Origin of the sequence: Psychrobacter sp. FDAARGOS_221 (assembly GCF_002313155.2) — a bacterium.
Taxonomy (GTDB): Bacteria; Pseudomonadota; Gammaproteobacteria; order Pseudomonadales; family Moraxellaceae; genus Psychrobacter.
The window spans coordinates 1378728-1393604 of sequence record NZ_NWFK02000001.1; the positions used below are offsets into that span (position 1 = coordinate 1378728).

Genomic DNA, 14877 nt, shown 5'->3' on the forward strand with positions numbered 1-14877 from the left:
TTATAGATATTGTCAGTTGATTGTTTATGAAAAATTTATAGCAACACTAACGTCTTTTTTGCTTAAGACTTTTATAAAAAAATATTGAATATTTTAACGCTTATTTATACAAACAATTATAGTATAAATTTTTATATAAATAATTATTGTATAGTATATAGCTAGACTTACTTACTACTAATATTTACTTTCCACTTTAGATATCAGAGATTGTGGTTTGTTATATTAATATAACAATAAAAACACTTAAATTAGACTACACCCTCTATACTATCACTTTAGTGGTTAATTGTCTGATATTCACATAAAATTAATTCCATACTCGAAATAATGATTTAATCGATTATCTGATTGATATTGATACATTTTGTTTGAATAATTCACCTAATTATTCATTTTTAGAGTTAAGACAGATACATTATGGCAACACTTTCTAATGCCGAAAAAAGCTTATTAAAAAAATTAGTCGCCGAGGTACGTGGTCCGCTTAATCTGGCCTGGCTATTAACCGTCATCAGCACCTTGCTGTTTGTTTGGCAGGCCTGGCTACTTGCCCGCCTATTTAGTCAATGGTTGAACAATTATTTTAACCAGTTGCCTCTAGCCACTGACATCTCAGCGTATTGGCTACTTGGATTGCTATTGTGCTTTGTATTGCGTCCTTTATTAAATACTGGCCGAGAGCTACTCAGTGCAAAAGCCAGCTTACGCGTACGCAGTCAGTTACGTCAGTCACTATTGGCAACCATGGCAAGCCTTGGACCTAACCTGCGCCACTTTGGTAGTGACGGCAGCTTATCGAGTCAAATTATTGATCAGACTGATGCCTTAGATGGTTTTATTAGCCGCTTTAGCGTCCAAAAAAAGGTAACAGTGACTACCCCTATCATCCTGCTATTTGCTGTGGCCTGGCAAAGCAAGTTTGCCGCGGCGTTACTGCTAATGACGGCGCCTTTGGTACCTATTTTTATGATCTTGATTGGGCACTTAACGGCACGCAAAAGTGCGGCGCAATTTAACGCCCTATCACAGCTAAGTGGTCGATTTTTGGATTGGATACGCGGGTTGCCAACGCTAAAGCGACTGCAAGCAACTCACATTGCTGAGCATGACTTGGCACTAAGCAGTGAAGATTATCGTAAGCGCACGATGGATGTGTTGAAGATTGCCTTTTTAAATGGTGCGGTATTAGAGCTACTCGCTGCATTGAGTATTGCACTGGTTGCGGTGTATCTAGGTTTTGGTCTGATGGGTATTTTACCCTGGGACAAGGGCGTAGTGCCGGTGCCTTATTTTGGCGCTTTATTCATACTGCTATTAGCACCTGAGTTTTATGTGCCGTTACGTCAACTTGGCGCAGATTATCATGCCAAAGCAGAAGCCGAAGGTGCAGTACAAAGCCTGCTACCTATTATCGCGGCTGCTAAAGCGGCTGATCAACATCAAACGCATAGCGAGCAAGGCAGTGTCGATGACAATACAGACTACAGCTCTAGCTTAGCTCAAGCCTTTGGTCTACAGTTCACTGATTTAAGCATTCGCACACCGATTGCAGATGTCAGTTCTGATGCATCAGACGCAGACATAGACGACAACCAAACCCTTATTGAAACACCACAATATCGGACACGCTTAGCACCAGTGAGTTTTTCTGTATTGCCAGCTCAGCGTATTGCCTTAGTCGGTGATAGTGGCAGCGGTAAGTCAAGCTTGCTGCAAGCCATAATGGGATTTGTTGATTATCAAGGTGATATGCAGCTGAAGCTGAACCAACAACCTAGTCAGCAACCATTAAAACAAACAACCTCTAAGCAGACAGATGCTCAGCCAAGCAATTGGACTAGTGTATCCATGCAGCAAGTCGATATCCACGCGCTACGCCAGCATATTGGATATTTAGCACAACAAGTGGCGTTAATGCCGCTTAGTATTGCTGATAATTTACGTTTGGCCAATCCAAAGGCCACGGACGACCAGCTCATCCAAGCACTGCAACAGGTAGAGCTGTGGGATTTGATTCAGCATTTACCGCAAGGTATCGACACCCAACTTGGTGACCGCGGTCAAGGGCTGTCAGGCGGACAGCAGCAACGCTTAGGCATTGCCCAGCTGCTATTGCGTGATGACAGCTTGTGGCTGTTAGATGAGCCCACAGAGCATCTAGACCCTGATACAGCACAGCGTATTCATCAGCTGTTAGGACAAGTCAGCCGTGGCAAAACCGTGATTTGGATCACCCATGCGCATCAACAGCTTGATTGGCTCGATGCTGTTATAAGGCTGTCGTTACCGCAAGCTGTGACTCAAAATACAGGAGAGGTGCAATGACCATGCCAGCCAACCATACACCTCACAATCTAGCTAATCGTAATCTGAATAATGACAATCTGGCTAATCGTAATCTGAATAATGACAATCTGGCTAATCGTAATCTGAATACAAAGCCAGCCGCTGTCTTTCGTTTACGTGACTTAGTGAAGCCCTCTTTTGACTTGTGGGTGTTTTCTTGGATGTTAGGGCTTATTACCGCCCTCTCCATGTTGGCGTTACTGATGATTTCAGGCTGGTTTATTACCAGTGCTGCATTAGCAGGCATGATCGCTATTGGCTCACACAGCTTTAACTATATGATGCCTGCTGCCATCATCCGAGTGATGGCAATGGCACGTACTGCCGGTCGTTACGGTGAGCTGATGCTATCACACCATGCTGTGTTTTCATTATTAAAAGTACTGCGCCTACGCTTTTTTAGACAACTGGCTGCACAGCCGTTAATACAGCAACGTAAAACCTTGCATGCATCACAATACATGCATCGTTTGGTCAGTGATATCGACAAGCTCGATGAGTTTGTGCTGCGCGTCATTTCGCCTTGGTTAATTGGCATCGTTAGTATTGTTTTATTGGCGCTATTTGCCAGTTGGGTATTGCCTGTTGCAACAGGGGTTAAGCTGATTATCGTGGGCTTATTGGCAGCAAGTCTGCTACTGCCTTTTTATGCCAGCTTAAAAGGCATCGGCCAGGCCAGTCACTTATCGCAAGTGGCTGAAGCACGCCGCCAAAAGCTACTCGCCCCTTTATCTATTATCACTCAGTTATTGTTATGGCAGCAGTGGTATGCCCAAACCAAAGATTACGTGAATCAAGATGACCGCTTACAACAACTCGAATGGCGAGTGCAAAAGCAGCGTTCAGCCTACATGTTGGTCATACAGTGGCTGTTTAATGGTAGTTTGCTATTGGTGTTATATGGATTACTGCAGCTGACCCAAAACCATGTAACGCCTATGACCTTTAATGTACCGCTTGCACTGGCAGTGACTTTGGGCTTGCTTGGTATTCAAGAGATTATCGTACCGTTAGGACAGCACTTCTTAGCCTTGGGCAACAGTATTGCTGCCAAGAACCGCTTAAATGATTTGCTAACCCCTGACAGTCAGACTCAAACAGCGCTGCAGTTATCACAACAGCCAGCATCACTGCCCCTGCCCGACTCTGAGCTTAGTGCCAGCTTGCAAGATGTCTGTGCCAAAATTCCACAGGCCTTGGTCGGTGCTCAACATGTGAACGCCCATATTCAGTCGGGACGACCATTAATCATTAATGGGCCATCAGGGTGCGGGAAGTCGACGTTGCTACAAATGCTTGCCGGTGAGTTGCCTTTATTATCAGGCACTGTATTGCTCAATGAGCACCCTTGGTTTGATTATGATTGGCAAGATCAGCTGGGCTATTTGGGTCAACAGTTAGATATCTTTGATCAAAGTTTGGCCGCAAACCTAAGATTGGGCAAACCAGATGCCAGTGATGATGAGCTACTGGCTGTGTTAGATAAAGTGGGATTATCGCAATGGTTACAAGCACAGCCGCAAGGGTTAGACACCCCACTTGGTGAGTACGGTACGGCAATTTCTGGTGGTCAAGCAAGACGCATTGCGTTGGCACGATTGCTGTTAAAGCCGCGCCGAGTATTGCTACTCGATGAGCCGTTTGCAGGGCTAGATGCTCAGACCCGTGAGCATGTCTGGCAGCAGTTACGTCAGCATCAGCAGCATGATTTGCTCATCGTGGTCAGCCATCATGAGTGGGATATGGGCGAGTGTGACACCTTGACCCTTACTGAGGGTGTTTATCCGTTTTCAAACAGCAGTCACACTGATAACTACTAACAATCAATGACAGCCACAGACTATCACTAACTTAAAATAAGTAGTTAATAGCCTAACGGTTTAGCGGTTGTTAGACTATATAGACGATGGTTTTAGGCGGGATAACATAGGTCACATAACTATAAATGACATAAAAAGAGGGCGTGCTCATTAAGCACGCCCTCTTTATTTAATACAACCAATCACTTGTAATACTTGTTACTGGTAATATTAGTCAACCGCAAGGTCTTCTTTTTCGCCCAGCTCATATAAAGCGCCAGCACGACCCACGATTAATGGATCAACGTTGCCGACTTGCTGCTTGTCTTTGCCGTCATACGGAAGTTTGTTTAATACATAACGCATGGCATTTAGACGCGCACGCTTCTTACAGTCTGACTTAATTACAATCCATGGCGACTCAGCAGTGTCTGTGTTGTAGAACATCGCTTCTTTGGCTAGGGTGTAATCGTCCCATTTATCCAGTGATGCCATATCAATCGGTGACAGCTTCCACTGCTTTAATGGATGTGCTTCACGCTGTTTAAAGCGGCGACGCTGCTCATCACGGCTCACTGAGAACCAGAACTTAATCAGATGAATACCTGAATCAATCAAGTGCTTTTCAAACTCAGGCGTTTGCTTCATAAAGGTTTCGTACTGTTCATTGGTACAAAAGCCCATCACGCGCTCAACGCCGGCACGGTTATACCAAGAGCGGTCAAATAACACCATCTCACCCACTGAAGGTAAGTGCTGAATATAACGTTGGAAGTACCACTGACCCATTTCACGCTCTGTTGGCTTCTCAAGTGCCACAACACGCGCACTACGTGGATTTAAGTGTTCCATAAAGCGCTTGATTGAACCACCTTTACCCGCTGCGTCACGACCTTCAAAGATAATCACAACTTTTTGATCGGTTTCACGTACCCAGCGCTGTAGCTTTAATAGTTCTACCTGTAAGTGATACTTTTGTTTTTCATACGTTTTGCGCGACAGACGATTTTTGTAAGGGTAGCCACCTTCACGCCAGTTATCAGACAACTCATCGTCTCTTTTGCTACCGGTTTTTACTTTATTAGCCAAAGCATGTTCAGCAAACAAGTCTTTTAACTTAACCAAGTCATCAGGTGCGGCGTCATGAATCAAAGCTTGCAGGTGATCAGAGATACCCTCAACATTGCCATCTTTTAAATCTTTTAATAAGACCTCATCAATGACTTCTTTAGTTTTGATACGAGAACCCGCTTTCTTTTTTGTGGTCTCATAACGCTCAATGCCTTTGGCATCAGTTTTATAGTCATCGACTACCTTTTCAACTTTATTGTCTTTTTTGTTGGTCTTCTTTGATTTCTTTGACATAACCGCTCCTCACGTTAAGCAGAACATTATTTAGTAAAACACAATACTTGAATAGGTTTCTTTAAACTATTATAGCAAGAATTTTAATCACCTTTATTGACTATTTGGTATATATTAATTGTTTTGAGTCTCAAGCTTCCAATCCCTTAAAAAAGTTATGGTTTAACGGCCATTGATTAAAAATGCGCTTGATTAAAAGATGCGCTTATTTAAAAGGTTTGCTTGATTAACAGATATACTGGACGAAAAGATGCCCTCTTTTTCAGTTAGCGCTATGATTTATCGCAGTAATATTATAAAGTTATTGTTTTTATCACTTATTTAGCATAGGGTCTGTTGACCATTGACCACACAAACCCAACCAGTGGTTTATTTTCAAACATTGATTATTCTTAAACAAAAATATTGCTCTTAAACACAAACATTGTTCTCAAGCAAAAATAAAGATAGGTATAGGTGCCCAATATGAGTCGCATAGTTTTAAGCACATCTTCTTCTGGGCTGGATGATATGGATATCAGCCATAATGTTGAGCTGATTCGTCTACGTATTCATGTCAATAACGTAGAGTTCATTGATGGTAAAAACATCAGTAGTGAGCGCTTACAGTATTTAATGAATGAGGTGAGCCACTCCCCTGTGCGTACTTCGCCAGCGCCGGCACATGAAGTGGCTGTTATGCTTAACAACCTGCAGAATAAAGGGGTCAAAGAAGTGTTCATCACCACCCTATCTTCACAGGTTAGTGAAAGCTATCAGATTATTAAACAGGTCGCTGACAGCTTCCAAGACAGCATGGATGTCTATGTTTATGACACCAAAGATCTCAATGCTTGTGAGGCATTACTGGCTTTAGAAGCCGATCGCTTGATGCAGCAAGATTACAGCATGACCGATATTGCTTCCCGTTTAGATGCATTACGCCGCAGTCATCAGATGCTGTTTGCCGCCGATGACCTATCGTATTTGATTAAAAATAAAAAGGTGTCTGGAGCTGCAGGATTCTTTGCCAATCTGTTTAGTATCAAACCAGTGCTGCAAGTTTCTGATGCTGGCGCTGTGGTGCCGATTAGTAAAATTCGTAAAATTGATAAAGCGTTTGAATATATGATTGATGCACTGGCTGAAACCATGCTGCGCCCAGATTCATTTGCTTATATGTTGAGTGCCGGCCGTCCTGATTTAGATCAGCGCTTTTTGCAGATGATTAAGCAGCGCACTGGCATTGATCGTTTGGCAGTGTTGCCGGTGTCATCCATTTCATTGGCCAATCACGGGCCGAGCGGATTAGGCTTATGTGTATTTAAAGGCGATGTACCTTCTGCTGCTCAATTATTCAAAACGACTGTTATAAATTGATTGGTATAAAATGATAGATATTAATTGATTGGTATTGGCTGACTGGTACTAACTGATTGATATCAACTGACTGAATAAAAAAAGCTCACCTGACATGTGTAAGGTGAGCTTTTTTATTGACTTAAAATTTAAACTTAAGCCTTTGTCTAACTGATACTGATAACTTAGGCTTTTTTAACCACAGAAGATTTTAACTTCATTGGACCAAAGCCATCAACTTTACAATCAATATCATGATCATCAGGCGCATCATGTAGCAGACGAATGTTCTTCACTTTGGTGCCCACTTTAATAGGCGTAGAAGACCCTTTTACTTTTAGGTCACGAATAACGGTGACGGTATCTCCGTCTTGCAACTCATTGCCTACCGCATCACGGATAACCGCTTCAGCCTCTGCAGACTCAGCATTCTCTGCTTCAGCAGCAGTCCATTCATGGCCACACATAGGACAAACAAGTAATGCGCCATCTTCATAAGTTAAGTCAGAATCACAACTTGGGCAATTAGGTAAGCTCATTATATCCTCATTATTAAGTTAGTATTACACCGAGTAATTGAATTATTAAATCACTATCTTTGACAATGATAACCTGTTAGTAAGATAGCCTTTTAGTATGATAGCTTTAGTACAGCCACTGTTATAGAGTTGACTAAACAACTAAATAACCTTGAAAGCTATACAATGTTAGATGCTTAGTAGCAGCTTAGCTTGGTTATTGTAGCCTAAATGCGAATGTTTTGCTCATTAGCGATGATAAATTGAAAATCATCCCCATCTATAACGCATAGATTATAAATATTGCTGTCAGCGCTTGATGTCTTAAAGGGCCTGACCTATTAAATGTAAGTGATATGATAAATAACCCGCTAACACATAAATATACATGAATAAAAAGGATGCTAATTATGAGTACTGTTAACTTTCAACAACTGACCGTATCCGGTGACGATAGCAGTAAGTTTTTGCAAAACCAACTCACTGTTAACACTAAAAAACTAAGCGTATCAGACAGCTACCAGCCATCTGCTATTGCCAACACTAAAGGCCGTATTGAGTTTGGTCTTTGGATCAGACAGTCAGCTGAAAACCAATTTGATATTGTCACCAGTAGTGACTGCGTAGAAGGCTTACTGGCGCACCTCAAAAAGTATGGCGCATTTTTCAAAGTAGACTTCTCTGCACCAACCGATATTTATCCGTACGTTGCTGAACAAGACGGCACTAAAGTGGCGACCTTTAGCGATAATGCAGACGATAGCCAACCAGAAGCCTGGATGAGCGAAAGTATTGCTAGCGGCAACTTTTGGATCGTGGCTGATACACAAGGTCAGTTCCAGCCTCAAGAGCTACGTTTACATCAACGTGGCGGGGTCGATTATGACAAAGGCTGCTATCTAGGCCAAGAAGTGATTGCCCGCATTTACTTCAAAGCATCACCGAAAGCCTTCTTACATCGTGTCAAAGGCACAGGTGACGTTCCTGCTGTCGGTGATAGCCTGGATAAAATCAAAGTGGTCAACGCCATTGCCACTGATGATGGCTTTGAAGCCTTAGTGGTTGCCAGACCTGAGCATATCGAGACCTCTGAGCTTGAGGTGTTATCATTGCCTGAGCCATTACAAGGCAGTGTTGCCCGTCCTGAGTCTTAATAATCAATAATAACGGTGAAAATTTATAATAATGGTTAAGATTTAACAGTACTGTTACCGACAACACCATTATTAATACGATTAACTAAAAAAAGCGGCCTAATTTAGGTCGCTTTTTTGTTCAATTACTTTCTATCAGTAATCAGCTCTACTCTATTGGCTGCCAGCCGCATTACCCATAGATCTTTGAGCACCGCGTTGTGGCTGCATGGGCTGCATTTGTTGTTGCAATTGGGCTCGTTGCTCATCTGTCAGTAATTGGTTCATCTGATGCATATACTGCATATTTTCCATAAATCTGGCCTTTGACATTGCCGCATGCTGATCTGCCAACTTATTAAGTGCTGTTTGGTCTAGATTAGGGTTGTTCATTAAGGCTTGAGCTTGAGTATGCATTTGTTGCATTTGGGCATGATGGCCTTGGTATGCCTGAGCCTGTGATTGTCTTAATGCTTGTAATTTTGACTGCTGTTCAGCGGTTAGATTTAATCGATCATAACCGCCCTGACCCATCATCATACCCATGCCCATCATACCATGCATGCCATAACCGCCCATGTGATGCTCACCACGCATCATGGTAGCATGACCTTGCCCGCCCATATGGTGCTGTCCTTGGCCCATCATTACCTCATACATAGGATGATTTTGATTCATATGGCCCATTTGACCGTAATGATGACCTTGCTGCATCGAATGATGCATCTGACCCACAGAACGTGACTGCATATCTGACACTGCATCATTCTGGGCGCAAGCGACCGCTAGCAAACTGGCTGAAGCTATAAATAGTGCATTTCGTGCTAACTTTTTCATCGTTTCCTCCTTCAATGCCTATCAATGACAGGGTCTGTATCTACTATTATGATAACCCATTTGGTTGTTATATTGCTTAATGAAACATTAAGAAAGGTAACTTTAACTGAGGCGAGCTCGATAAACGCTGGCTTAATTATTGCTGCCTTAGTTTTGGACTTAATTATTGCGACTATTTTTTATTTATTTTGCATAAGGCTGGCTTTTTGATATCTGTAAAACACAACAAAGCCGCATAACTTTCGCTATGCGGCTTTCGCTGTTGTCATCCTAACAGACCTACTATCTGCTACCCCATCCTAGAATAGTTGATAATAGCGAGCATCCTGCTCTTGTCATTCCAATTTCCCTTTATCCTAAACACCACATCCTATGACGCTTACAACAAAGTGTTTGTTTCCCTACTTGCTTGGCATTTAATACGTCATATTAAAATATGACCTAATAACTGCTTCGCTTAATCCTTTATACGATAATTTGAACTGTTACATTCAAACCACTCAATCCTTTGAGTCATCATCCTTGATGCCGTAAAGCTATAATCGCAAATATCAGGGTAAGATAATAGTCGCTTAAGCGTCTAGTGTTGTAAGCATATGCTTACACGCCTACCTACCTGGCACAATAAAGCCGCATAACTTTCGCTATGCGGCTTTATTATTGTCATCCTTGACGGCGCTAATATCATCCGATCCATCCTAGACCAGTTAATAATAGTGAGCATCCTGCTCTAAGTCATTCCTTTTCCCTTTATTCCAAATGCCACATCCTGTGACCGTTACAATAAAGTGTTTGTTTCCCTACCTTATGACACCCCATTAAACTAAATGTGTTGTTCATAAGTCCTTATCCTTAATACGATAGTCTAAATAGTCTGGTTTAGACTTTAAGTGCCATACTTAAACTAAACTCTCTTACTTAAACCACTCAATCCTTTGAGTCATCATCCTTGATGCCGTAAAGCTATAATCGCAAATATCAGGGTAAGATAATAGTCGCCTAAGCGTCTAGTGCTGTAAGCATATGCTTACAAGATACCTTTAGCTGACTCCATTGGGCCATCTAAAATAGGCCTGCTGGCCCTACCAGCTATGGGCTCATCATACTAATAGACTGATGTATTAGTCGTCTACTGGCTATAAACTAATTTAAGAAGATACTTAGTTTAAAAAGCAGCTTAAAATAAGGGATAACCTATAAGAAACCATATATACATATGTAAGAGAAAACCTAATTTAAGAAACAACAAAGCCGCATAACTTTCGCTATGCGGCTTTCGCTGTTGTCATCCTAACAGACCTACTATCTGCTACCCCATCCTAGAATAGTTGATAATAGCGAGCATCCTGCTCTTGTCATTCCAATTTCCCTTTATCCTAAACACCACATCCTATGACGCTTACAACAAAGTGTTTGTTTCCCTACTTGCTTGGCATTTAAAACGTCATATTAAAATATGACTTAATAACTGCTTCGCATAATCCTTTATACGATAGTTTGAACTGTTACATTCAAACCACTCAATCTTTTGAGTCATCATCCTTGATGCCGTAAAGCCATAATCGCAAATATCAGGGTAAGGTAATAGTCGCCTAAGCGTCTAGTGTTGTAAGCATATGCTTACACGTCCCTGATAATGCACTACTTTTTGTCCTTCGCTTGCAGCATAATTTTTGCCGCTTCGATTACAAAGGCTTCATTTTCAGGCAGCTTAGGACGCTCATCTGTCTTCATACGACTACGCTCTTCAAACAACGCCTCGACTGCTGCTTGATACTCAGTCCAAGTCGCGTAAGGCTTCTCACCCAACGCTTTGCGGCGCGCATTTTCAGCATCTAAAGTACGTAGCTCAACTTGTTTTTGATGCGCACGGCGTTCTGAAATATTCAGCTTCACCGGCTTTTTATCATCTTCCATATTGCGCACTTTATTTAACGTATCTAAGTACACAAACTGCGGATTGGTGGTTTGACGAATTTTAGATTGCTGGTTTAATGTCGCCAGCGTATTGCTGCTGAATCGACCCTCTGGCTTATAAGGTGAGGTTTTAATCGTATCCCATGCCATCGCATTTTTTTGATCGCGCTCACTAAACTCAGCACCTTCATAGATATTCACCAACTCAACATCTGGCACGACCCCTTTATTCTGGGTACTGCCACCTGTGATACGGTAGAACTTACGCTGAGTTAGGGTTGCAGAGCCAAGAGCCAAGCTATCTAGCTGTACTTGAGCCGATCCTTTACCCGTCGTGGTGCTACCCACAACCAATCCACGGCCATAGTCTTGTACCGCCGCAGCGAAAATCTCTGACGCTGACGCAGAGGCTTTGTTGACAATCACAACCATGTCGCCAGAATACAGCTGCTTACCGCCGTCTTCATCTTGATAAACCTGAACATTACCGCGGTTATCACGAATCTGAACCAGAGGCCCTTCTTTAATGAACAACCCTAGCATTTTGGCCACTTCATCGAGTGAACCGCCTGGATTGTTACGTAAATCGACCACTAGACCATCGATGTTTTGCTTATTCAGCTCTTTTAAAGCATTTTGGGTATCAATGCTGACGCTACGATAATCTTGGCCGCTACGACGCGCTTGATAGTTCAAATAAAAGCTTGGAATCTCTAGAACACCAATGCGTTTTTGCTCATTACTACCCTCTGGGGTCACCGTAACCACACGTTGGCTGACGCCAGCATCTTCTTGTTCAATCACATCACGCGTCAACACGATAGTACGTGCTGCTGCATCAGGACTGTTCGGCTGCTTCACTTTCACTGTGACATCAGTGCCGCGCTTACCACGGATTAAAGCGACCACTTCACGGGTTGACCAGCCCACCACGTCTTGTAGGGTCTCGCCATCTTTAGCGACTGCCAAAATTAAATCATTGGGCTGCACCTTGCCTGACTTAGCTGCAGGGCCACCATCGACAAGAGTCACTATTTGAGTATAGTCTGGGTTTTTGCGGTAAGGACGGATCGATACCCCAATACCCTCAAGCTGCAGATTTGACTGCACTTGCATTTCGACCGACTGCACCGGTGCATAGTAATTACTATGAGGATCGTATGTTAAGGTGGCACTATTTAGCACCGACTCCATGATTTCATCACTGGTAATACGATCAAGCTGCTCTTGTTGACGCTTAAGACGATTTAATAAAATCTCTTTTGGGCTGCGATCTTCACCTAAAATTAGGTCATTACCTTTGGTTAATTCAGGATTTTTACGATACAGCTCGTCACGTGCTTTGTCTTCTTCTTGACCCAGTGTCAGGTTAATCACTTGCAGCGTTAACTGACGCTCCCAGTACGCTCTTTGCTGTGAGTTATTCTTAAAGCGTGGCGCGTCTTCTCTATCTAATACCACGCTATCATTACGATTCAGATTAATTTTCGTGGTCAAAAACTTATTGGCAAAGTTGTAGTATTCGTTTGAGCGCTGGGTATAACGCTTGAAGATATCCTGGGCTGCGCTTAAGTCACCCTTTTTCAAACGTGCCGCAAACGTTTTGCCATACTTTTTGGTTAACTCATCAATATCTGATTGTAAAAATAAGGTATGGTTTGGATCCAAACGATCAAAATACATTTCAAGTACTTTTTGACCCATCGACTCGTCAAATCTTATATTCGAGTAATGACCTCTATCTAATAAGGCAGATACTTGACGAGCAGTTAATTGCTGCTCCGGGGATGCAACAAATGCCGTATGGTCTGCAGCAACAGCGGCAGTATAACTGTGGGTAAACACGATCCCTGCGACACCAAGGGCTGCAGCACTTAGTACCAGCTGTGTTGGTTGAAATCTCATAAAACTCTCTCACCTATTCTTGTCTTGTAGCATGATGTTTGGAGGCATGATGCACTTTATTATTTTGCCATGATTTCACGTGTTATTTAACAGGCTGCTCATGGTTTATGTCATGATAATTTTATGGGTCATCATGGTTTGTTTAAAGGGTGGCACACAATAATGCTTTGATATTAGCATACCAAACCATAATTAACTGTCTAAAACTGTATAAGCAATCTTTCCTGTTTTATTTTACAGGCTTTACTGTAATAATATTCAAACAGGAGTCGTCAGTAACAGTTATTCAGTTTCAGTGATTAATAGTCATATCGTGAATTTATCCATATCACCTATTAACTCAATCTCTTTATCAATTAGACCACTTATTAACGTTATCACAGTGGTAGGTAAAGTAATTAGAGCTAAAATTGATTACAGCTAAAAGTCATTAGATCTAGGAATAGCGTGCGACTATTACTATTACTGCGACCTTATAAATCAAATTTTATTATTAACTGATATTAACAATATACCAAAAAGAGGAAGTTTTATGTACGGGCCATTAATGATTGATGTGGCAGGCAGTCAGCTAACCGAAGCAGACCGTGATGTCCTGAGCCAACCTGAGGTGGGCGGAATTATCTTATTTGCCCGTAATGTCGAGACGCCAGAGCAAGTGCGCGCCCTATGCGATGATATTCGCCAAGTACAGCCCAATATTATCATTGGTGCCGACCAAGAAGGTGGCCGTGTCGCAAGGTTACGTGACGGCTTCACACCACTACCTGCCATGGGTAGAATTGGTGAGCTGTTCGACCGTCAGCCTTGCCAAGCACTGTCTTTGGCTTATGACTGTGGTTATTTGATGGCTTCTGAAGTGTTGGCGGTTGGTATTGATATCAGCTTTGCGCCTGTACTCGATATCAATGGCGTCAGCAAAGTGATTGGCGATCGCAGCTTCCACCCGCACACCGAAGCCATCGTGGCATTATCAATGCAATTTATGCGCGGCATGAAAGCGGCGGGTATGGCCACCACCGGCAAGCACTTCCCTGGTCATGGCTCAATTGCACCTGACTCACATGTGGCAGATGCCATTGATGAGCGTGAGTTTGATCAAATTATGGCAGTCGATCTACAACCCTTTGTACAATGCCAGCCTTGGCTTGATGCCTTAATGCCAGCCCATGTTATTTTTAGCCAAGTCGATGATAAACCTGCCGGATTTTCAAAAATCTGGTTACAAGACATCGCTCGTAAGCAATTGGGCTTTGACGGGGTATTATTCTCAGATGACTTATCCATGAAAGCGGCTCACGTCGCCGGTGATGCCGGTGCTCGAGTGAAAGCTGCCCTTAGCGCCGGCTGTGATATGGCCTTAGTCTGTAATGATAGAGAAGCCGCCCTATTGGCTATTGAGACTGCAAAGCAGCTACCTAAACCCAATCAGCAACGCTTGCATGCGATGCGTAGTGAGATACCGCAGTGGCAAGGCAGCCTTGAAGCCACTTGTGCTCAATTTGATTACTGGGCACAGGCCAAACAAAATGTCACTGAAGCCTTCTTTGGCAACCCATCAGATTGCGATAGTAAGGACAAACCTCTAGCGGTTCAATCACAGGCAGTGGATCCAACCAATTATTCGAGTTAATTAGTTTCTTATTCCATAGTTTTTAAACTAATAAATAAGGTATTAAAAGCTATTAGAAACAGATAAGCACTGATTGGCAGTTA

The 14877-nt window shown here is 42.6% G+C and carries 9 protein-coding genes; 5 read left to right on the top strand and 4 right to left on the bottom strand.

Annotation, left to right across the window (positions count from 1 at the left end):
- The first annotated feature begins 420 nt into the window (after positions 1–420).
- Both cydD and A6J60_RS05780 read left to right on the top strand, forming a co-directional pair.
- Positions 421–2328, top strand: coding sequence for a thiol reductant ABC exporter subunit CydD (gene cydD, locus A6J60_RS05775; RefSeq protein WP_096065125.1), 1908 nt, complete (start codon positions 421–423; stop codon positions 2326–2328).
- A complete protein-coding gene (locus A6J60_RS05780) occupies positions 2325–4169 on the top strand; it encodes an amino acid ABC transporter ATP-binding/permease protein (protein WP_227526076.1) in 1845 nt (614 codons plus the stop codon). The genes cydD and A6J60_RS05780 overlap by 4 nt, the downstream gene beginning before the upstream one ends.
- A 210-nt stretch (positions 4170–4379) precedes the next feature.
- On the opposite strand, the gene ppk2 is transcribed toward A6J60_RS05780, so the two are convergent.
- Positions 4380–5513, bottom strand: a complete 1134-nt coding sequence (ppk2, locus tag A6J60_RS05785; protein ID WP_096065126.1) for a polyphosphate kinase 2 — start codon at positions 5511–5513, stop codon at positions 4380–4382.
- A 465-nt stretch (positions 5514–5978) separates the two neighbouring features.
- Between ppk2 and A6J60_RS05790 the strand changes: the two genes are divergently transcribed.
- Positions 5979–6872, top strand: a complete 894-nt coding sequence (locus tag A6J60_RS05790; RefSeq protein ID WP_096065127.1) for a DegV family protein — start codon at positions 5979–5981, stop codon at positions 6870–6872.
- 164 nt (positions 6873–7036) lie between these two features.
- On the opposite strand, the gene A6J60_RS05795 is transcribed toward A6J60_RS05790, so the two are convergent.
- Entirely contained in the window at positions 7037–7390 is a 354-nt protein-coding gene (locus A6J60_RS05795) for a zinc ribbon domain-containing protein YjdM (protein WP_096065128.1), read from the bottom strand.
- Positions 7391–7779: 389 nt separating this feature from the next.
- Here A6J60_RS05795 and A6J60_RS05800 point away from each other — a divergent pair, with 389 nt between their 5' ends.
- Positions 7780–8523 carry a YgfZ/GcvT domain-containing protein gene (locus A6J60_RS05800; protein WP_096065129.1) on the top strand — a complete coding sequence of 248 codons (744 nt, stop codon included), beginning with the start codon at positions 7780–7782 and terminating at the stop codon, positions 8521–8523.
- A 153-nt stretch (positions 8524–8676) separates the two neighbouring features.
- Here the strand turns inward: A6J60_RS05800 and A6J60_RS05805 are convergent, their stop codons facing one another.
- Both A6J60_RS05805 and A6J60_RS05810 read right to left on the bottom strand, forming a co-directional pair.
- Positions 8677–9339, bottom strand: coding sequence for a Spy/CpxP family protein refolding chaperone (locus tag A6J60_RS05805; protein ID WP_096065130.1), 663 nt, complete (start codon positions 9337–9339; stop codon positions 8677–8679).
- Positions 9340–10980: 1641 nt separating this feature from the next.
- Positions 10981–13161: a carboxy terminal-processing peptidase gene (locus A6J60_RS05810; protein WP_096065131.1), complete on the bottom strand. Its 2181-nt coding sequence runs from the start codon at positions 13159–13161 to the stop codon at positions 10981–10983.
- 532 nt (positions 13162–13693) lie between these two features.
- Here A6J60_RS05810 and nagZ point away from each other — a divergent pair.
- Positions 13694–14794: a beta-N-acetylhexosaminidase gene (gene nagZ / locus A6J60_RS05815; RefSeq protein ID WP_096065132.1), complete on the top strand. Its 1101-nt coding sequence runs from the start codon at positions 13694–13696 to the stop codon at positions 14792–14794.
- Positions 14795–14877 lie beyond the last annotated feature (83 nt).